General features: G+C 44.2%; 17 protein-coding genes. 10 read left to right on the top strand and 7 right to left on the bottom strand.

Annotation, left to right across the window (positions count from 1 at the left end):
• Nucleotides 1-4: 4 nt before the first annotated feature.
• Entirely contained in the window at nt 5-2443 is a 2439-nt protein-coding gene (hsdR, locus tag KDW99_RS11670; protein ID WP_370646901.1) for an EcoAI/FtnUII family type I restriction enzme subunit R, read from the bottom strand.
• A 185-nt stretch (nt 2444-2628) separates the two neighbouring features.
• On the opposite strand from hsdR, the gene KDW99_RS11675 reads away from it, so the two are divergent.
• Entirely contained in the window at nt 2629-3549 is a 921-nt protein-coding gene (locus tag KDW99_RS11675) for a DMT family transporter (RefSeq protein ID WP_255824960.1), read from the top strand.
• Nucleotides 3550-3741: 192 nt separating this feature from the next.
• Here KDW99_RS11675 and KDW99_RS11680 read toward each other — a convergent pair whose 3' ends face one another.
• The 3 genes from KDW99_RS11680 to KDW99_RS11690 form a co-directional block, all read right to left on the bottom strand.
• Entirely contained in the window at nt 3742-5154 is a 1413-nt protein-coding gene (locus KDW99_RS11680; RefSeq protein ID WP_255824961.1) for an 8-oxoguanine deaminase, read from the bottom strand.
• Between the two features lie 202 nt (nt 5155-5356).
• The gene (locus KDW99_RS11685) at nt 5357-6874 is read right to left on the bottom strand and encodes a BCCT family transporter (RefSeq protein ID WP_255824962.1); all 1518 of its coding nucleotides are present in this window, start codon (nt 6872-6874) and stop codon (nt 5357-5359) included.
• Nucleotides 6875-6899: 25 nt separating this feature from the next.
• A complete protein-coding gene (locus KDW99_RS11690; RefSeq protein WP_255824963.1) occupies nt 6900-8894 on the bottom strand; it encodes a CocE/NonD family hydrolase in 1995 nt (664 codons plus the stop codon).
• Between the two features lie 112 nt (nt 8895-9006).
• On the opposite strand from KDW99_RS11690, the gene KDW99_RS11695 reads away from it, so the two are divergent.
• Together KDW99_RS11695 and KDW99_RS11700 are read left to right on the top strand one after the other, a co-directional pair.
• Nucleotides 9007-9936: a LysR substrate-binding domain-containing protein gene (locus KDW99_RS11695; protein WP_255824964.1), complete on the top strand. Its 930-nt coding sequence runs from the start codon at nt 9007-9009 to the stop codon at nt 9934-9936.
• 122 nt (nt 9937-10058) lie between these two features.
• Complete coding sequence (locus tag KDW99_RS11700; protein ID WP_255824965.1) at nt 10059-10919, top strand: NAD(P)-dependent oxidoreductase; 861 nt, start codon at nt 10059-10061, stop codon at nt 10917-10919.
• Nucleotides 10920-11176: 257 nt separating this feature from the next.
• On the opposite strand, the gene KDW99_RS11705 is transcribed toward KDW99_RS11700, so the two are convergent.
• Nucleotides 11177-11731, bottom strand: coding sequence for a TetR/AcrR family transcriptional regulator (locus KDW99_RS11705; RefSeq protein ID WP_255824966.1), 555 nt, complete (start codon nt 11729-11731; stop codon nt 11177-11179).
• A gap of 147 nt (nt 11732-11878) precedes the next feature.
• On the opposite strand from KDW99_RS11705, the gene KDW99_RS11710 reads away from it, so the two are divergent.
• Together KDW99_RS11710 and KDW99_RS11715 are read left to right on the top strand one after the other, a co-directional pair.
• Complete coding sequence (locus KDW99_RS11710) at nt 11879-12862, top strand: NAD-dependent epimerase/dehydratase family protein (protein WP_255824968.1); 984 nt, start codon at nt 11879-11881, stop codon at nt 12860-12862.
• 58 nt (nt 12863-12920) lie between these two features.
• A complete protein-coding gene (locus tag KDW99_RS11715; RefSeq protein WP_255824969.1) occupies nt 12921-13073 on the top strand; it encodes a hypothetical protein in 153 nt (50 codons plus the stop codon).
• 28 nt (nt 13074-13101) lie between these two features.
• Here KDW99_RS11715 and KDW99_RS11720 read toward each other — a convergent pair whose 3' ends face one another.
• Both KDW99_RS11720 and KDW99_RS11725 read right to left on the bottom strand, forming a co-directional pair.
• Nucleotides 13102-13656, bottom strand: coding sequence for a histidine phosphatase family protein (locus KDW99_RS11720; protein WP_255824970.1), 555 nt, complete (start codon nt 13654-13656; stop codon nt 13102-13104).
• Between the two features lie 81 nt (nt 13657-13737).
• Nucleotides 13738-14928 carry an NAD(P)/FAD-dependent oxidoreductase gene (locus KDW99_RS11725; RefSeq protein WP_255824972.1) on the bottom strand — a complete coding sequence of 397 codons (1191 nt, stop codon included), beginning with the start codon at nt 14926-14928 and terminating at the stop codon, nt 13738-13740.
• 334 nt (nt 14929-15262) lie between these two features.
• Here KDW99_RS11725 and KDW99_RS11730 point away from each other — a divergent pair, with 334 nt between their 5' ends.
• The 5 genes from KDW99_RS11730 (at nt 15263) to KDW99_RS11750 (ending at nt 20895) form a co-directional block, all read left to right on the top strand.
• A complete protein-coding gene (locus KDW99_RS11730) occupies nt 15263-15847 on the top strand; it encodes a hypothetical protein (protein ID WP_255824974.1) in 585 nt (194 codons plus the stop codon).
• 147 nt (nt 15848-15994) lie between these two features.
• The gene (locus KDW99_RS11735; protein ID WP_370646789.1) at nt 15995-17245 is read left to right on the top strand and encodes an imelysin family protein; all 1251 of its coding nucleotides are present in this window, start codon (nt 15995-15997) and stop codon (nt 17243-17245) included.
• Between the two features lie 90 nt (nt 17246-17335).
• Nucleotides 17336-18715 carry a di-heme oxidoreductase family protein gene (locus tag KDW99_RS11740; RefSeq protein WP_255824976.1) on the top strand — a complete coding sequence of 460 codons (1380 nt, stop codon included), beginning with the start codon at nt 17336-17338 and terminating at the stop codon, nt 18713-18715.
• A complete protein-coding gene (locus KDW99_RS11745; RefSeq protein WP_255824978.1) occupies nt 18715-19773 on the top strand; it encodes an imelysin family protein in 1059 nt (352 codons plus the stop codon). The genes KDW99_RS11740 and KDW99_RS11745 overlap by 1 nt, the downstream gene beginning before the upstream one ends.
• A gap of 6 nt (nt 19774-19779) precedes the next feature.
• A complete protein-coding gene (locus KDW99_RS11750; RefSeq protein ID WP_255824979.1) occupies nt 19780-20895 on the top strand; it encodes a DUF1513 domain-containing protein in 1116 nt (371 codons plus the stop codon).
• Nucleotides 20896-20940: the final 45 nt, after the last annotated feature.

Genomic DNA, 20940 nt, shown 5'->3' on the forward strand with positions numbered 1-20940 from the left:
GGTGTTATGCGCTTTGATCTTGATAAAGCTCGTCTTCTAATGCTTTCACCGCGTCATAATAGGTTTCTTTTTTGCCATCGAAGCCTTTTTTAATAATTTCCTGCACACGCCCGAACTGGTCGAACGGCGCGACTTTAAGTACTTGTATATTTTCTATTTCCGCTACACCGGCATCGGCGTATTTATCGAGCAAACGACTAAGCACTTCTTGTGCCACGCCATCATAGCGCGTGAAGTAGTTACGCTTTTTCACTTGGTTAGCGCGCTCTTTTCGAGTCAGCGGCGGCTGATCATATACGATATGGCAAATCATATCGAATGGATCTATTTCTTTTCCTACTTCCTGTTCGAGTAATTCCCAAATCACTCCGCACTCTTCCAGCTCATCAATAATGGCTTGTTTACGTTCTGCCGCTTGCCATGTTCTGACAAACTCATCGAGAGAAGCAAAACGCTTCGCTAACGTTTTGCGAGTGTAGTCTTTGAAGGATTCGGTCACCAGTTTGCCGTCGGTATCATAATATTGTACCCGCTCTGCGAGGGCTTTCACTTGCACACCGTTCACATGAAATTTGCGTGGTTTATCATCAGTCCAGTCGGCATCACCCAGTTGGTAATCTTCACGATGACCGTTTTGGTAATCACCTTGGGGCTCTTGAATGCTATCTGGGTCTATGCTGTCATCTTGACTCAGGTCGACCTCTTCACCATCGTGGATCATTTCATCAAGAAGAGCGTCATCAGCAAAATCTTCTGGCTTACTGACTTTAATTTGCTCTGGATCTCCATCAAAGCGCGGATCAGCAAACAGCTCAGTGGCCTTTTTAAAGTCCAATATGGTAAACCAAAGCTTATTGTATTCCTGATCAATACGTGTACCACGACCAATAATTTGTTTGAACTTGGTCATAGACTGTATGCCTTGATCGAGCACGATCAACTTACAGGTTTTAGCATCGACACCTGTGGTCATTAGTTCCGAGGTGGTAGCAATCACGGGATAAGATTCTTTTCGGTTAGTAAAATAACTTAGCTGATCTTTGCCCTCTTTTTCGTCCCCGGTAATGCGCATCACATACTTGTCATTTTTCGCCACCTGTTCAGGATTAAGGTTAACCAAAGCTCGGCGCATGCGTTCGGCATGATCGATGTTGTTACAAAACACGATGGTCTTCGCCATAGGATCAGTGCGTTTTAAATAGTTGGTCACAGTTTGTGCCACCAACTGGGTGCGCTCGTCGATTATAAGGTTACGGTCAAAGTCTTTTTGGTTATAGATTCGGTCATCTACCAAATAGCCATCTTTATCTAGCCGCCCCTTCTCTGGTCGCCAGCCTTGTACATCCACATCAATGTCGACACGCATCACTTTATAGGGTGCAAGGAAGCCATCTTCGATACCTTGTTTAAGGGAATAGGTATAAATCGGCTCGCCAAAGTATTCGATATTCGATACGTCTTCGGTTTCTTTCGGAGTGGCTGTTAAACCAATTTGTGTCGCGCTGCTAAAGTGGTCGAGAATGTCACGCCAGTTGCTGTCTTCTGCGGCGCTGCCTCGATGGCACTCATCAATCACAATCAAATCAAAAAAATCAGGAGAAACCTTTTTATAGACTTTTTGTATCTCTTCCGTGCCTGTCATACCCTGATACAGACCAAGGTGAATTTCATAAGCAGGGTCAATTTTATGGCCTTTAATTTTGGTCATGGCCGTACCAAATGGCTGAAAGTCGTTGATAAAAGTTTGATCGATTAAGGCATTACGGTCAGCCAAGAATAAGATGCGTTTTTTTTGCTTGGCTTTCCATAAACGCCAAATAATTTGAAAGGCTGTGTAGGTTTTCCCTGTTCCTGTGGCCATGACCAATAACAGGCGATTTTGACCTTTGGCAACCGCCTCTATGGAACGGTTAATGGCTTGCATCTGGTAATAACGGGGCGCTTTGCCCTCGCCATCGTTGTGGTAACTTTGTGTCACTAAGGGAAGCTGGTCGTTACGATAGCCTTTCCATTCACAAAATTTTGCCCAAAGCTGCTCGCAACTAGGGAAATCATCCAGCGCTATCTCGCTTTCAACTTGGTTTGAATTGGTTTTATCATGAAATAAAAAGCCATTACCGTTACTGGCAAAAGCAAAAGGCACACCCAATCGTTCGGCATAGTCCAAGGATTGTTGAATACCATGACCAACAGAATATTGATTGGACTTGGCTTCTATCACCGCCAGCGGCATACCGTCTTTATAAAAAAGTGCAATATCGGCTCTTCTCGCCTTTTGACGCGCTGCCACTTGACCTCGCACCACCACCTTACCATCTGTAACTGGGAACTCTTGTCGTATCTGTGTACGATCATCCCAACCAGCATTTTTAACAGCGGGCAGAATAAATTTCGTGATGATGTCGGTTTCTGATAATTTTGCTTTATTAATACCTGAGGCCATGCCACCTATCCGCTGCAACTCCATTTAACTTCCTAATATAACGAAAGTTTTGTGTAAAGCCGAGCGTATTTGGAAAGTTAGCTGAGAATTGAATTTTCAGTTTCCGCTTTCTTCCCTAGGCCTGCATGAGTATGCTTGTAAACCAAGATAATCTGGGATCCGCTCTACCGCTTTAAGGATTGATAATGAACGCTTTGTTGAGCTTCTTCACTAATCGTATTCACTCTAATGCCTATGCCTTACTGATTTTATGTACCCTGTTTTGGGGCGGCAATACTATTGCTGGCCGTCTGGCGATTGCTCAGGTCTCACCCTTATCCGTGGTGTCTCTACGCTGGTTGATTGTGAGTAGCGTGATGCTGTTCTTTTATGGCCGCCAGGTACGTCAGGAATGGCATCTGCTGCGTCCCCATTTGCTAAAAATGGTGCTGATGGCGACTTTGGGCTTCACTTGTTTTAACTCCCTGTTTTATATTGCCGCTTATCAAACCACCGCCATTAATATCGGCATCATCCAAGGCAGTGTGCCAGTACTGGTCCTGATTGGAGCCATGTCGCTGTATCGAGAAAAAGTCCGTCTTTTACAGGCCATTGGCATTATCCTCACCCTACTGGGGGTGACTTTGGTAGCCACTCGGGGCCATTTGAATAAGCTTCTAGAACTGTCTATTAATCCGGGGGACGGCTATATATTGATAGCCTGTGTTTGCTATGCCATCTACACCTTGGCCCTACGCAGTAAACCAAACGTCTCCGCCATGGTGTTCTTTACTGTTTTGTCCTGTATTGGTGCCATCACGGCCCTGCCCGCCCTGGCCTATGAAATAGCCACTGGCGCGGCCTACTGGCCCACCCCGAAAGGCTGGCTGATTGTGCTGTATATTTCCTTCTTTCCCTCGCTGATCTCTCAGGTGTTTTTTATGCGCGGGGTAGAGTTAATCGGCCCTGCCAGAGCCGGGGTGTTTATTAATTTTGTACCGATTTTCGCGCCCATTTTAGCCGTGCTACTGCTGCACGAAACATTCCATGTTTACCATGCGATCGCCTTGGCTATGGTACTGGCGGGAATCTGGCTGTCGGAACGTAAAAAACGAGTGATCACATAATAAGCTATCACCTATTAATAAATGTTGGATGAACTGATCACTGGGACAGATAACAGCGTTTGAGCTCGTGACTATGTCATGATCAGAAGAAAAAATACTGACCGATTTCGGATTGGTCAGTATTAATAACATCAAGCTGAATGACAATGCTTTCAGCTTGATGTCATAGGAGGCTAATTTCGATCAAGATCGTTAACCCGCAACCAATTGTTTGGCGCAGGCTTTATGTTTTTCCATTAATGCTTGGATGTCTAAGCCGATGATTTGCCCCTCTTTAACCCTCCATTGACCACCAATCATGACATGCTCGGCTTTTTCGGCACCGCATAGTAGTAATGCGGCGATTGGATCGTGGCTCCCTGAGAACCTTAGTTCGTCCAGTTTATAAAATGCCAGATCCGCCTGTTTTCCTGGGGCTATTTCGCCAATGTCATTACGCCCTAATAATGTCGCAGAACCTTTCGTCGCCCAGCCAAGCACTCGCTCTGGGGTAATTTTTTCAGCACCGTATTTAAGACGTTGGAGATACAGCGCTTGTCTGGCTTCGTACATCATATTGGAAGCGTCATTGGACGCAGAGCCATCCACGCCAAGGCCAATATGAGCACCTTCTTCACTGAGGTCTAACGTAGGGCATATTCCAGAGGCCAAGCGCATATTAGAAACCGGACAATGACAAATCCCTACGCCTGCTGCTCCCAGTCGTTGGATCTCTTGCGCGTTAAAATGAATGCCATGGGCCAACCAAGTTCTGTTAGTCAACCAGCCAACGCTGTCCAAATAATCCACGGTACGTAACCCAAAGGTCTTTAGGCAAAAGTCTTCTTCGTCCAATGTTTCGGCTAAATGAGTGTGTAAACGCACGTCTTCCTGTTGCGCTAATAATGCGCTGTCCGCCATTATCTCTCGAGTAACGGAAAAAGGAGAACACGGTGACAGTGCGATTTGAATCTGCGCGCCCTCGCCTCGCTCATGGTATTGCTTAATTAAACGCTGGCTGTCGGCCAATATGACATCACCGCTTTGCACTGTGTGCTGCGGTGGTAAGCCGCCTTCTTTTTCCCCTAAGCTCATTGATCCTCGGGTCAACATGGCCCGCATGCCAAGTTGTTTAACCACATCAACTTGCACATCTATCGCGTCTTCCATGCCCGTTGGGAAAAGGTAATGATGATCTGCCGCAGTGGTACAACCCGACAACAGTAACTCGGCCATGGCAACTTGTGATGCCAATGACAGCGCCTCTGGCGTAAGTCGGGCCCATACTGGATAAAGCGTTTTGAGCCAAGGAAATAAAGGTTCGCTAACAACCGGTCCCCAAGCACGAGTGAGAGTCTGATAAAAATGATGGTGGGTATTAATTAGCCCGGGCAAGATAACCAGCTCACTGGCGTCGATCACCTCATCCACTGGATACGCGGGTAACTGACCCAATGCCAGCACTTCTTTAATTTGGGTATTTTCAATAACAATACCACCACGCGCATCAAGCTCATTGGCCGTAAAGCACGCAAGGGGTTGTTTAATCCAAATACGTTTAGATGAAGAGTGAAGTGGCTTTTTAAGGTCTTGTTGAGAAATGTTATTTGGCTGTGTCGCAGACATAGCAGGCTCCTTGATGTTGAGTATCGTCAATTTGCCAGCTCAGTTATGCCCTGTCTGCTGATCCAGGGGCGTTTAAGAAACGCATGTCTTTACTCTACACAAAATTAAATATGATGCAAATTAAGTAGCTAACAAGACGCGAACTAAAAATGGCCTAGCGAAAGGGCTAAGCCATTTTGTTTACTGAAGTGAAGTTATCTAGTTAACCTTTTAATAACGCGGGATTCTTGATCCATTTAACCAAGGTAAAACTACAACATAGGATAATCAATGTGGCGGGTAAGCCGCCAAGGTTCGATAAGGACTTAACACCAGCCACGCCGACGGTGCTGACCATAATCCAAGCGACCAAACCTATTATGGTTCCCCATAGAATTTTGATCGGCATGCCAGTGCCTTCTTGGGATTCAGCATTGAAGTTTTTCACACACAAATCACCAATGGCGTCAGTACTGGAATCGGCCGCCGTTACGTAAGAGATAAAAGCAATGAAGACGAGGATCAAAGACGTCAACGTGCCCAGCGGTAATTCACCAAAAATATGGTAAAGCAGTAGTTCAATGCCGCCGCTATTCAAGATTTCATATAGTTCACCACCGCTTTTTTGGTCCATAAATATAGCGGTACCCGAGAATACAGAGATCCATAACAGCACAAACAAGCTAGGAAAAATAACGTTTACTTGAATAAACTCACGCACTGTGTAGCCACGGGCAATTTTACCTAAGAACATCGCGGTGATTGGCGCCCAAGCAAACCAAACAGCCCAATAGAATACACTCCACCATTGTGGCCATGGGTCACTAGCTGCTTGTCCAGTAAACAAGCTAAGACGAAAGAAGTTCTGTAAAAATGCACCTAAGCCTTCCACACCAATACCCAACATATAAAGTGTTGGCCCAAAGATCAAAGTAAACACAAATAACGCAATCAACAGCCAGAAGTTAACCATAGAAAGGCGCGCAATACCTTTGATCAACCCACGGGCTGCAGACAATACAAAGGTAATAACAATGATGGCGATAATAATGCCTAGCGTAACGGCGTTTTTCTCCATAGGTAAAAACTGACTTGCACCGCCAAGCAAGGTAAGCGCACCGGTACCTAATGATGACGCCATCCCTACTACCAAGGAATACAGCGCCAACGCATCAATCACATCGCCCATACGGCCAGTCACATATTTGCCAAATACTGGACGCAATGAACTACTTATGGAGTAAGGCAGTTTTAGGTTGTGAAACACCAAGGCAAAGATTAACGCTGGAACGGCATAAATAGCATAAGGCGTTGGCCCCCAATGCAAAAACATCGCCGAGAAAGCAAATAGCACAGCGTTCGGGCTATTGCCTTCAATACCCCAGCTTTCTGGTGGCGAATACAAGTGATACAAAGGCTCAGCCGTTGTCCAAAACAACACACCTACGGCTAGAGTTGTACAGAGCACAATCATAAACCAACGAGACTTTTTGAGCTTTGGTGTGGCATTCTCACCACCAATTCTGATATTGCCCAATTTTGAAAAGTAAGTAATAGCGATCAACACCAGCAGATAGAAACTCCCCAAGCTAAACAGCCAAGAAAAATGCGACAACACGAAGTTATTGGCTACTTTGGTATATTGCGTGAAAAGTGCCAAGTCCACCAAACTGAATATTAACGCACCGACCAAAATGATAAAGGTTGGAAAAAAGACCAAAGGTCGTAATGATTTAAACATGTAACATCCTCACAGAAATAATCGGTTAAACACCCGTTCGTTTGATGGTTTCCTCAAACTCTTTGCTGAAAATCAGCTCATCATCATGGAAGGCTTGCCACGTACTGGTGACATAAAAATAATCATGATCACAGCGCATGTGATAGACGCCCTTTAAGCCTGTCCACCAGCCTTCTCTCCCCATAGTTAAGTCAAATATCAGCTTGGATTCTGCCGTGAGCGGATCGTCAGGATGGATGGTCTGCCACTGACTCATCGCCATATCAATCATGCTTTCACAAGAGTTGTAATATTGGCGGCCGAAGTCATCATAGGTTTCTAACGTAACCAGACCTGTTTTGTAATCGTGATGCACCACTCGCTCACTCTTCGTTGGGCGAAGTGTTTCACCATCAATTGCTACAGGCGTGTCCAGCGCAGGCGGCTCGACTTCTGTCACCAAGCTCGTTCTATAAGGCACTTCAATACGACTTAAAGCAGACTCAAGTGTAATCGTGGCATGATCTGGAGATGGCCAAATTAACGGCCAACAGGCTGTCGAAACGGAGATACGCAATCTGTGCCCTGCTGGAACCTTGTAGGCCACATGGTTAACCGGAATGGCGACATGGTAAAGCTCACCTGGATTCAACGGCTCGACAAACTCGTGGCTATCGCGATGCGTTAGGTTTAACACGCCCACACTGATACGTGTGACTGCGCCATCGGGATGCACATCACAGACTCGTACAGCAAGGTTTGCTGTTGGCTTGTCACTACGAATCGCTAAATTCGCCATCACTTGGCCTGCAATCGCCAAATCTTCTTCAAGAGGTAAAGTATCGAAACATAATGAACCCGCATCATCAGCACGTTGATCGGCTGGTTGCTCCATTTCTAAACGAATCCCGACACACAAACGACCACCATTTAACCCCACTGTTTGTGGCGAGCAAATCTGCTGAGTTACGGCATTATCGTGTTTTGTATCGAGTAACTGCCCATTCGATGGAAACAAGGTTTTCCATTCGGTTTGCGGTGATGGCCAAACAGGCTCCGAAATCCATTGCCCAGCACGGTGCTCATAATCTGATTGAGGGCGCACACTGTCTTGCATGTAGTAGGTTAATTCTGGCTCATCGTCGATGCCATTTTTAATGCCTTTTAACCAACGATCCCACCAGCGAACAGACTCTTTTACGTAATCCATTTTAGGATTTGGATAGGCTATATTGGGGTATTTATGCGCCCAAGGACCCACTAAACCTTTTCGAGGTACGTCTAAGTTTTCGAGTAAGCTAAAAACCGTATTGCGATAATTGTCTGCCCAACCACTCATGGCATAAACGGGAATCTTAATATCGCTGTAGTTTTCACATACAGAACCATGCTTCCAGTAGTCATTTCGTACTTGTTCAGTTAACCAAGGCTTCGCTAAAAATGGCATTTGGTTTAAACGATCCAGCCATTGCTCTTTCCAACCATCGCCAACCAACTTAGCATCTGGCGCGCGGCCTTGAGCGTAGGCCCAAAAAAATGATGCCCAATCGAGATTATCGTTCAATAAACAGCCACCCATGTAGTGCACATCTGTGGCGTAACGGTCGTCGGTAGAACATTGGGTAATGATGGCTTTTAATGCTGGCGGATTCAGTGCGGCGACTTGCAGTGAGTTAAATCCACCCCACGAAATTCCTACCATGCCAACAATGCCACTGCACCAAGGCTGCTCTGCCAGCCAAGCGATAATATCGAAACCGTCTTGTAGCTCTTGCTCGGTATATTCGTCGCTTGTGTGACCTTCTGATTCGCCGCAACCTCGAAGGTCAACTCGAATACAGGCATAACCTTGTGCGGCCGTTTGCGCCATAGTGATTTCGTCGCGGACAATCGTGCCGTCATTTTTACGATACGGCAAGAACTCCAAAATCGCGGGAACCGGTTTATCATCAGCATCGCTTGGTAGCCACGCGCGATAGGCGAGCTTAGTACCATCTGGTAATGGCAACATGGCGTGATGAATGTGTTTGATGTTTTGCATAACGTCCTTTCGTTCTATTTGTAGTGTCTATTTATCTTAGGAAGCTGAAATTGTAAGTAAAACGCTATTTTGTTAGCCTCATATGAACTAAAAGTTCAGGATAGATAGTTACATGCCGATCAATAACCGAACAATTCCCTCTCTAAACAGCCTTATTTTGTTTGAAGCATCGGCTCGCCTTGGCACGCTAACCAGTGCAGCTAATGAGCTGTGCGTTTCTCCGACGGCAGTCAGCAAACAAATCAAACAGCTTGAAAGTTTTCTGAATACCAAACTATTTATTCGTAAAAAAACTGGTTTGGAACTGACAAAAAAGGGACAAAATTATTTAGAAACAGTACGAAAAACGCTGGCGGTCTTGGCAGAAGAATCGCAAAAAATGGATGATAAAGTCTCACCTCTGCCGCTCAATTTAGAAATTGGTGCGTGTTTTAGCCATTTCTGGCTCATCCCTCACTTAGATGATTTTCGTGATAAATACCCAGACATCATGCTCAACATAAGCATCAATAATGAACGCAATATCAGTGACGTGAATAGCGATACCTACGATGTGGCGTTTTATTACTCCTCATTAAAAACGTCTTATAAAAACAATTTTTTGCTGTTTAACGAAAGAATGCTGTTAGTGTGCAGCCCAGGTTTTCTAGAAAAGCGTCCCGAGTGTCACGATTTGAAAAATATCTGGAAACAACCCTTACTGGGCCTCAAAGACGCCCCCGACTTCTGGGAAAACTGGCAAACATGGGCAGCTCACTCAGCAATAGACTATCAAGAGCCATTAAACGAAATTCAGATGGAAGACCAAATCGCCGTCGTTCATGCCGCACAAAATGGCCTAGGCATTGCCCTTGCTTGGGATTGGCATGTGGAGGATTTAATCGCTGACGGTAGTTTGATCGCCCTCACACCTCCTATTGAATGTAAAAACAACGCCTTCTTCTTAACTCGAACCAAAAACGCCAACCAATACAGTGCCGAATGCTTTATTGACTGGGTTATGGAACTGGTAGCGGATCATAGGCAAGCCACAATGATCTAGCGGTCGCCTTCGCTCACGCCAATCACAACAATACCGTGATTTACGTATCACCATTATTTGCAGACGATAACTTTTTCTATTTGTTACACTGATGGAAATAACACCAAATAAGAGAGCATTTTATGAACAGTGTTGGATTTTTAGGTTTAGGCATCATGGGGAAAGCCATGGCTGCAAATTTAGTAAAAGCGGGATTTGAAGTAACTGTTTGGAATCGTAACCCAGAAAAATGTGCTGAGTTAGTATCACTAGGCGCTCGACATGGCGTGACACCAAAAGACGTAGCTGCAAGTTGCGATATTACCTTCGCTATGGTGTCTGATCCTGAAGCGGCATTAGCGCTTTGCCAAGGCCCAGATTGCGTAGCAGCAGGAATTGGCGCAGGTCGCGGTTATGTTGATATGTCTACCGTGGATGACACAACCTCAAAAGCCATTGCCGATTTAATTACTCAAGCAGGAGGACGATTTTTAGAAGCACCGGTTTCTGGTACGAAAAAACCCGCTGAAGACGGCACGTTAATCATTCTTGCCGCTGGCGATCAATCTCTTTATGAAGACGCAAAAAGTGCGTTTGAGGTAATGGGCAAGATGTCGCCCTACCTTGGTGAAGTCGGCCAAGGCGCGAACATGAAGCTCGTCGTGAATATGATGATGGGCGGCATGCTAAGCATTTTCAGTGAAGGCATGTCTTTAGGACAAAAAGCCGGTTTAGACGGTCAGCAAATTTTAGATATTGTCGATGCGGGTGCCATGGCAAACCCTATGTTTAAAGGCAAAGGCGCCATGCTGCTAAAGGAAGACTACACCACCAGCTTTCCGCTTAAGCACATGCAAAAGGACATGCGCCTTGCCGTCGCACTAGGCGACCAGCTTGAGCAACCTTTGCCAACCGCCGCTATTGCCAATGAAGCCTTTAAACAAGCCATAAAAGCTGGCTTTTCGGAGGAAGACATTGCCGCAGTTTATAAAGTGATAAAGTAGTGATTGCAGTAACATTTAAGAAGGTAATGGAGTGCTCCTCTACCTTCTTTCCTTTTCTCTCTTCTCAGTGTGCTATCTAAATTCATCGCTCCATAAAATAGGAATATGAGCTTTCTTGGCCTATAAGCCGCGTCCTTACGTGAGCATTTTTTGAGAAAAATGAAATCTTAAAATTCAGCAGCAATCGACAACACCATACAAAACAACATTCCATTAAGAGAGTTATTAAATTAAGCCGTTCGGCATTTACCTTCGCTTCAAGTCATATTTAAAAAAACAGGTTTGACCGTTTTAATTATAATATCGATTAATAGGTCAATTTGATTTGTTAATGTTTCTAAAGTTTGTGCATCAGCCTTAATTCCACGAGAAGTAACTGAAAAAATGTAAGCTAAATCTTGAGCATCCAAACTAGAATCCGTTGGCAGAACACCCCTGATTAACTCAGCAAGCATAGCCTGAAAAATTTCATAGTGATTATTAACTGCGTCAGGCGCATAAGAAGATACATTTTGTAAAATATCTCGCCCTGTATCCAACTCTATCACTGAAGCTGCTGGCTGAAGCGTCCAAACATCAAAAAAACGTTCAAGCTTTCCACGAAACGATAGATCAGACAAAGCTAACCCTTCTGTCTCACGAATATTATGCTCTAGTGATTCATTAATTAGCCCTACGACAATCGACTCTTTATTTGGGTATGATTTATAAAGAGTGGTTCGAGAGATCTGACAGGCATTGGCAATGTCTGTCATGGTCACTTTAGGGTACCCATATTTCAAAATGAGTTTTTGCGCTTCTCTGAGAATCATTACGTTAAATTCTATCCATCTTCTGTAGACACGAAAGCATGCCTGAAAAACACATTGACATCAAGCGTTAACCTGTTAAGTTACCTCTTGTGAACAAAATCACAAAATATGTTCACATGTTAAACTACAAGTTAATATAGGTTCTCTATGAAAATTTTTATATCAGGCGTTACAGGTTATGTTGGACGGAATGTTGCTAGGCACTTAGCTCAGTCTCATGAGATCGTTGGTCTTTCACGAGACAAAGAAAAAACCAAAATCCTTAAAGACACCCAATTAACATTCGTATATGGGGATTTACTTAGTCACACACTAAGGAACGACCTAAAAGACTGCGACATCGTAATTCATACAGCCGCGGATACAGACCACAAGAACCTTTCCAAAAACCAATTTAAAACTAATGTCGATGGTACAGCCCAACTGCTCAAAGCCGCAAAGGCAGCTGGAGTGAAGCGGTTCATTCATATCAGCACTGATTCAGTACTACTGACAGGCAAGCCTATAAAAAATGTATCGGAAGACGCCTCATATCCCAAAAAAAGTGTAGGAGACTACTCACACACCAAGCAACTAGCAGAAAAGATAGTGTTGAATGCGAATTGTGACACTTTCACTGTTATTGTGCTGAGACCTCGCTTTGTCTGGGGTCGCGACGATACAACAGCCATGCCACAAATACTAAAGGCTATTGAAAATCAAACTTTTGCCTGGATCGGCGGCGGACACTATCTCTCGTCAACGACACACATTGCTAACTTATGCAATGCAATTGAAGCCTCTCTCTATTACGGCGCCCCTAAGGCAATCTATTTCATTAGCGATGGCGATGATAGACCATTCCGAGAGACCATTTCCGGCATAATCGAAGCGCACGGGCTAACTGTGCCAGATAAAAACATCCCTGCTTTTATTCCTCTCGTAATTGCAAAGTTAGACAGCTTACGCCGTCGTCTAGCCCCAAAAAGCAGTCCACTTCCTGTTACTTTCCAAGAATACGCCACAAGCGCTGTAGAGGTTACCCTAGATATTACCAAAGCTAAACAAGACTTAAGCTATCGTCCAATGATGACATTTCAAGCAGGACTAGATGAATTAAAAACAACAAAGTCGACCAAGCAGCTATCGTAATATAACGAGCAGAGTTGGTTTCTTGCAGTGGTCAGCAGTTTTCAATCAGCTTAAGCATATGCAAAAGGACACGCACCTTGCTGTCGCCCTAGACGATCAACTTGAGCAACCTGTGCCAACCGCCACGATTGCCAATGAAGCGTTCAAACAAGCCATAAAAGCTGGCTTTGCGGAAGAAGACATTGCCGCGGTTTATAAAATCATAAAGTAGCGCCCGCTGCCACAGTCGTCCATCACATTTATCTTGGCTCAATGCGAGCCAAAATTTTCACTGGCATCGTGAGAGGCAGTGCAAGAATGGCGGCTTCACCAGAACTTGGGTAGATTTGTGTTAAGGCGGTGAAATTCACTTGGTGCGTGACCAATATAGTGGGTTTACCCACAGACTCATGGGAAAACATCCGCAGTACACCTTCTGTTTGAGCAACCCTATCTCCTTGGCCTGCAAAAAATGAGTTCAGTATTGGCAATGATTCCACCTCACCCAGCGACATCAGCTGCGCCGTTTCTAAGCAACGACACCATTGACTGCTATAAACCTGAACCGGGCCGCTATGTTGGCTTCGAATATATTCCCCCCAAGCGACGGACTGTTTTCGTCCTATATCATTGAGGTTGCGTTGAGTACTGCAATCCTCTAAAGCAAACCCACTGGGATCACCGCCACCAGGAGCTAAAGCATGTCGCATGATAAAAACCGCCTTACCATCACGCCATGCCTGCCAAGCGGTCGCATCTGCCCAGCTGACTAACGGCCAAACACATAACATCAACAACATAAACCATCGCATCATAACCACCCTCACAGCCTTTCTTAACTGTACGCAATGGCACAACAATAAGTTCAATAAATTAAGTTATATATCGGTAAACCATCAAACATACTGCCCAGCACAAAAGCCACTCGCCCAGGCCCATTGGAAATTATAGCCGCCAAGCCAGCCAGTCACGTCTAGGACTTCACCTATAAAGTAGAGACCTTTTTGTTTTTGTGATTCAAAAGTTTTCGAAGACACTTCGTTGGTGTTAACACCACCAAGGGTAACTTCCGCGGTGCGATAGCCTTCTGTTCCATTCGGTGCGATGTCAAAGTTCGCGAGATAATTGAACAAACTGTCGACCTGTTCGTTCGAGGTTTGTGCGCTGCGTTCAGTCAACCAAGGGAATTCGGCTTTTATTAGCTCTACCAATCGCTTTGGCAAAACATTAGACAAGAAACCCTCGTAGCTCTTTTTCGGAGTACTTTGGCGAACATCAAGTAAGTCGACTAACGACAAGGTCGGAGCGATATTAATGCTAAGGGCTTCACCTGGTTGCCAGAAATTGGTAATTTGCAAAATGGATGGCCCGCTAACACCACGATGAGTAAACAGCATTGGCTCTTGGAAAGTTACGCCCTTTGCCGTTGCGGATATTTCACAGGCAATACCTGATAACTCAGCCAGTTGTGTTTTGCGATCTGGCTGTATAGTAATGGGTACCAAGCTAGCACGTGTCGATAAAATATCGTGTCCAACTTGTTTAGCTATATCATACCCAAACCCTGTCGCGCCCATTGTAGGAATGGATAAACCACCTGTGGCAACCACAAGAGATTCACAAGCAAACTCTCCTTGATTAGTTTTGACAACGGTCTGTCCGTCTTGAAAATCAATATTATGAATTTTGGTGTTTAACTTTAGTTCTGCACCGGACCATTCAAGCTCTGTTAGTAATATATCAAGCAGGTCTTTTGCAGAGTGCTCGCAGAATAATTGCCCTGGCGTTTTCTCTACATAGTCCAGACCATGGCGATCCACGAGATCAACAAAGTCTTGCGATGAATAACGACGTAGCGCAGAAATGCAAAAATGTGTGTTGTCAGATAAAAAATGCTTGGGGGCCGCATCCATGTTGGTGAAGTTACAACGCCCACCACCGGACATCAGAATTTTTTTGCCCGCTTTGTTGGCGTGATCCAACACCACTACTTTTTTCCCACGGTAGCCAGCTGTTGCTGCACACATTAAACCAGACGCTCCGGCACCAATTACGATCACATCAACGTTATCCACAACCAACCTCATTACTCATTTGTGGCTGCATTATAGTGTCTGACACATTTATTACCATCGAATACGGTGAGTTTTCTATCATCTGCCGACAAAAAAAGAACAAAGAAATCTTGTCCACAGAAACCGTTAAGAAGGCTGTGGGAATCATTAAAATCTCCTTTAAATTCAATCAAGTAAATAAAATCAAACATTATTTTTTAAATATTCAAAAAATCCCATCTAGATCAAAATCAAGAATTTTTTTTGAGAATTGCAAACTATTTTTGAAAAAGACGCTATACAAATTTACTGTTTGGATATACAGTACTGTATAAATAAACAGTAAAGATATTTTAAGGATGTGGATATGATCAAGCTATTAAGCCCTACTCATACAATTCATAAAGTGGCACTTCTGGGTGTTATTGCCTTGGCTTTGTACGCGCCAGCAAAGGATCTGCTTCAATTTGCAGAAGCGCACTTTGCAAGAGAAACGATTCAGATTGTTGATGCTTCTTTTGGTACGAACATGCCTTGGCAGGAATCAAACACTTCGTATCTAAAAGTAAGTCAAAATGCACAGACGAGCTTATCTCGCTCTCAAATTATCTATACTAAATTACGCTTTACTAACCCGACATCTGAGCCGCAAACTTACCGTAAAATTTGGTTAAACTTCTCTCACGAGAATGGTGATCAGGAATACACAACAGATTACACTTTGTACAACACAGAAACTCGTCAGCGACTCATTGGGCAATCTGTTCAGTTGGGAGCAAATAGTAGTATTGATGTGGTGGCGGCTTATCGATTTATTCCTAGCTATAAGAACAAATCACCTATTAGCATGAGTGTTTCTTGGGAGGGGCAGAGCCTTTTAAGAGACAAAGCCTGTGAATACGATCTACAAAAAACGGCAGGCAATACTTTTCAATACCAGTGCGGCAATTAACACCTCCGCACTATTCATGTAAAAAATGTGCAAACTTACTCATTGATAATCGTTTTCATTTCCAATATTATACTTGCACAAAATAATATTGGAGCTTCAGACATGAAACGATTGTTAACCCCCATCGCCATTTGCGTTACCGGTGCGATGCTTACCGCTTGCGGACCAGCAAACGTAAAACAAGAAACTACTGCTATCACAGCGAATTCCGTTGTCGTTCATTATGCTGATATTGCAGAAGCCGTTTACGGTGACTCTCTACAAACAGCAAAAGCGCTTCGCTCCTCTATTGATACTTTTTTAGCTAACCCTACAGAAGCCAACTTGAAAGCCGCTCGAACCGCTTGGATTGCGGCTCGCGTTCCTTATCAGCAAAGCGAAGTCTATCGCTTCGGTAATCCAATTGTGGATGAATGGGAAGGTAAAGTTAACGCTTGGCCACTAGACGAAGGCTTGATCGATTATGTAGCGGTAGACAGCTATGGTACAGAGTCTGATCTAAACCCTCTTTATGCTGCAAATGTTATCGCTTCTACAAGCTTAACAATTGGTGGTGTAAAGGTAGATACCACTAATATTACCCCTGAATTGATTGCCGAAAGCCTTCAAGAAGCGGATGGCGTAGAAGCAAACGTTGCCAGTGGTTATCACGCCATTGAATTTTTGCTATGGGGTCAAGATCTAAACGGTACAAACCCTGGTGCTGGCGAACGTCCTGCTACTGATTTCGACCTTAACAACTGCACAAATGGTAACTGCGATCGTCGACGTGACTACTTAGTAGCAGCTACCGACTTGCTTATTTCTGATTTAGAAGAAATGGCGAACAACTGGAAACAAGGCGGCGCAGCTCGCGTTGCATTATTAGAGCAATCCCCAGAGCAGGGCCTTTCTACTATTCTGACTGGCATGGGCAGTTTGGCATACGGTGAATTGGGTGGTGAGCGAACTAAACTTGGTTTAATGCTGCATGATCCAGAAGAAGAGCATGACTGTTTCTCTGACAATACACATTGGTCACATTACTATGACGCTAAAGGCATCAAGAATGCTTACCTAGGTGAATACAAACGTGTCGATGGTAGCTGGGTTAAAGGGGCATCTTTATCTGACTTGGTGGCTAAACAAAACCCACAGCTAGATAAAGAAATGAAGCAAAACCTTAATCAAACAGAAGCCGCTGCTCAAGCGATGGTCGATGCGGCAGCAAAAGGCCAAACGTTTGATGTCTTAATTGCCATGAACAACACTAAAGGTAATCAGTTAGTACAAACTTTTGTTGATTCCTTGGTTAATGAAACCCGCTCTACGGAAGACGTTATTCATGAACTAAACCTTGAAGGTATTGCACTAGAAGGGTCTGATAGTTTGGACAACCCAAGCGCAGTATTTCAATAGAGAGCAGAATTAACTGTTCCACTATAAAATAAACGAATGAGATGCCATGGAAGATGTGTCATTTAGTCAGTTAATGGTATTTGTCTATTTATGACTGCAAATTTTAATAATGGTATTTTTATTGTAGCTGGCGTTTACGCCAGCTTTTTTTGTTTCCAGAACACAGCTATTGCCAGTGATTATTCCACACCTCTTGTCGGCATTAAGGTTGAAGACAAGCTAGACTTCCATATTGGTAAAAATGTTTTTCAAAAATTGTGGGTACCGGCTCCCTCTTCTACTACTGCTAGTGATGGCTTAGGCCCACTGTTCAACACCCGATCCTGTAACAACTGCCACTTAAATGGTGGTCGTGGTCATGCTCCAGAAGCAAACGTCAACGGGGCATCCATACCGTCTTTTTTAGTTAAACTTGGAAAGTCTTACCCTACTTCCAACATTCAAACGAATAAGATCTACCCTCCTATTGGCGACAAACGCTACGGACATCAATTTCAAGGCCAAAGTTCGCCTGGCATTTTGCCTGAAGGCGATTATTACCTCACTTACAGCACGTACATTGAAACACTAAGCGATGGAACAGAAGTTACTCTTAGAAAGCCCAACCTTCATTGGAACACGCTGAATTATGGCCACTTCGAAGACAGCACTGGCTTTACCATGTTGGTATCACCCGCCTTAGTTGGTATGGGGTTGTTAGATAATATTCCTGACGAGCTCATTATATCTGGCGCTGATCCCGATGATAAAAACAACGACGGCATTAGTGGCCGCGTAAGCTGGGTGCTGAGTGACAAAGAAAAAGTTATTGGCCGTTTTGGCTACAAAGCAACAGCCACAAGCGTTAGTGCCCAAAATCAGTCAGCGTTTAATACGGATTTGGGATTATCTACCCCTCTCAATCCAAAGCCATCAGGTGATTGCACTGAATTCCAACGCGATTGCATGCAAAGCCCAAATGGCAATAGCTCACATTTAGACAATTTAGAAGTTGATAAACAACAAACTAGACTGGTTGATCTTTTTGTATCCTTATCTTCCCCTCCTGCAATGCGCAATCTAACCAATAAAACATTTCTAGAGGGCAAACGCTTGTTTGATGATGGCCGCTGTGCAAGCTGTCATACCCCAAAGATGGAAACAGGAAATAGCTCAGAATTTGCCGTTTTAAACAATCGCACTTTCTATCCTTTTACCGACATGTTGCTGCACGATATGGGGCCTGAGCTCGCTGGAGGGTTTCCGAACTTTTCCGCAAGCCCAAGCGAGTGGCGAACCGCGCCTTTATGGGGTATTGGGTTATCGAAAAAAGTGTCTGGCCGTGTAAGTTTTCTACATGATGGCCGAGCTCAAACCATCGAAGAGGCCATTCTTTGGCATGGCGGAGAAGCCAATCAGAGCAAAGAATATTACAAAAATCTAAATAAAGAACAACGTGAAAAACTCATCTATTTTTTGGAGTCGCTGTAATGAAATATTTTCCAAAACTAATTGCCATAGCCATTAGCGCGTCCACACCGTTACTAGCGTCTGCTGGTCAGTGGCAAGGCCCACTTGATGGCATCGTTACCAATGTCGTCAAGCAAGGCTACGAGACCTACACAGAATCGTCAAAGACACTACAAATGCGCACAGAAGAACTCTGCGCTTCACCATCTAAAGCAAGGCTTCATGACGCGCAAGAGGCTTTTCGGGCCAATGCTTTGGATTGGCAACAGGTACAATGGCTTAATTTTGGCCCCGTCACATACTTTATGCGCTATTACGCTTTTGAATACTGGCCCGATAAAAAAGGCGTTACACAACGCCAGCTTAGAGCTTTAGCTCAAGGTGATCCCGCCGCCATGGATGCACCGAAGTTTTGGACATCAGCCAGTATTGCAGTACGAGGTTTAACGGCGATTGAAAGCTTGTTATATCACCCTGATTTTGAGCCGACACACTCTGTTGAGCATTGCCGATTACTTGAAAAAGTGACCACTCATCATCTAGAAAGCGCCGCTGCGGTTGCTAAACAATGGCAAGATGGAAAGGCACAAGACTGGGTATTCGATGAAGAAGGCACTGGCTTTGATTCTGAAAAAGTCGCCTTGGAGTTATTTTTGCAGCAATGGATCGAGCATATGTCGGCCGTCAAAGACGCCAAGCTCGAAACGCCTATTGGTTATAACAGTCGCGAAAACCTAAAACTTGCCGAGTTTTATCGTAGCGACCTTTCCTTAAGAGCCATTCAAAAAAACTTGCAGTCTTACCGTGAAATTTATCACGCAGGCTCACCATCTTTATATGAGCTGGCAAAACGAGCCAACCCAACCCTAGCAAATCAGTTTGATGAACAGCTTACAGAGAATATAAAGTTGGCGCTTCAATTGCCAAAAGACTTCTTCCATGCAAATCATACGCAAGAAGAACGCATCTCACTGGCAAAACCACTCGTGAAATCTATCTCTAACAGCCAATCTTATTTATCAAGCATGGTCACTCAACTAGGTTTCCAGATTGGTTTTAACAGCAGAGACGGAGACTAGCCTAAGATGCTGACAAGACGGTCTTTCCTTGCGATGAGTGCCTTGAGCGGTGCAGTCGTTAGTACGCCATCATGGGCAACATTAACCCAACAACATTCCGGCAAGAAGCTCTATGCCTCTGCGTATTCTGTAAATAAGAAAGAACATTTTTTTGGCCTGTTCAAAGAAAATGGCGATATTGCTTGGAGTACTCAGCTGCTAGATAGAGCCCATGCTCCTGTTATCCACCCGAGCCAGAGCATTGTTGGTATTGTTGCGCGAAGACCTGGCTTCTTTATGGATTTCTTTGATGTATCCACTCATCAAAAAATTACTCGCATCAAGCCAAGTAAAGACCATCATTTTTATGGTCATGCCCTATTTACTTCTGATGGTAAGCGCTTAATTACCCAAGAAAACCATTATCCGACAGGACAAGGCAAAATATTTGTGCGCGATTGGCCAAGCGGTCAGGTACTTCATTCTTTTAGCAGTAACGGAATTGGCCCTCACGAGTCCGTACTTTTAAATGACCAAGTGCTGATTATTGCCAATGGCGGACTAATGACGCACCCAGATGAAGATCGAAAAATCTTAAATCTAGATACCATGAAACCTAATGTCACTTATCTAAATCTGCAAGATGGTACTGTTTTAAATCAGTCCGCCAATAGCGCTGATTTACATCAATTGAGCATTCGACATCTTGACGTTAACCAACAAGGAACCGTTGCTTTAGGTTTTCAATATCAAGGTGAGATGTGGGACCAAGTGCCATTGGTTGCTATATCTCGTCTTGATCAAGCAGAGCTTGAATATCTGCCGATTCCGGAAGAAGTGCGAGTCCGCTTTAAGCAATATTGCGGCAGCGTTTGCTTCGATAGTTCAGGTGAAATACTTGCCATCAGTACCCCAAGAGGCGGCTTAGTTGCCTACTGGCACGTGAGTTCAAAAACCTTTCTTGGCGTTGAAAATTGCCGAGATGTTTGTGGTCTTGTTGCGACAGATAACGCCCATGAGTTTTTATTAACAAGCGGCATAGGCTCTCAGCTAAAAAGCAATCCTGTCCAAAACGTCAGCAAAATGATCAAAAAACATCCTAACGTACACTGGGACAATCATTTAAGGCAAATTAACGCCTAATTTTTAATTTAAATTATAAACTAGCGTAGTCAAGTTCTTGAATTT

The sequence above is a fragment of the Marinomonas rhizomae genome (assembly GCF_024397855.1).
In the GTDB taxonomy this organism is placed as follows: Bacteria; Pseudomonadota; Gammaproteobacteria; order Pseudomonadales; family Marinomonadaceae; genus Marinomonas; species Marinomonas rhizomae_A.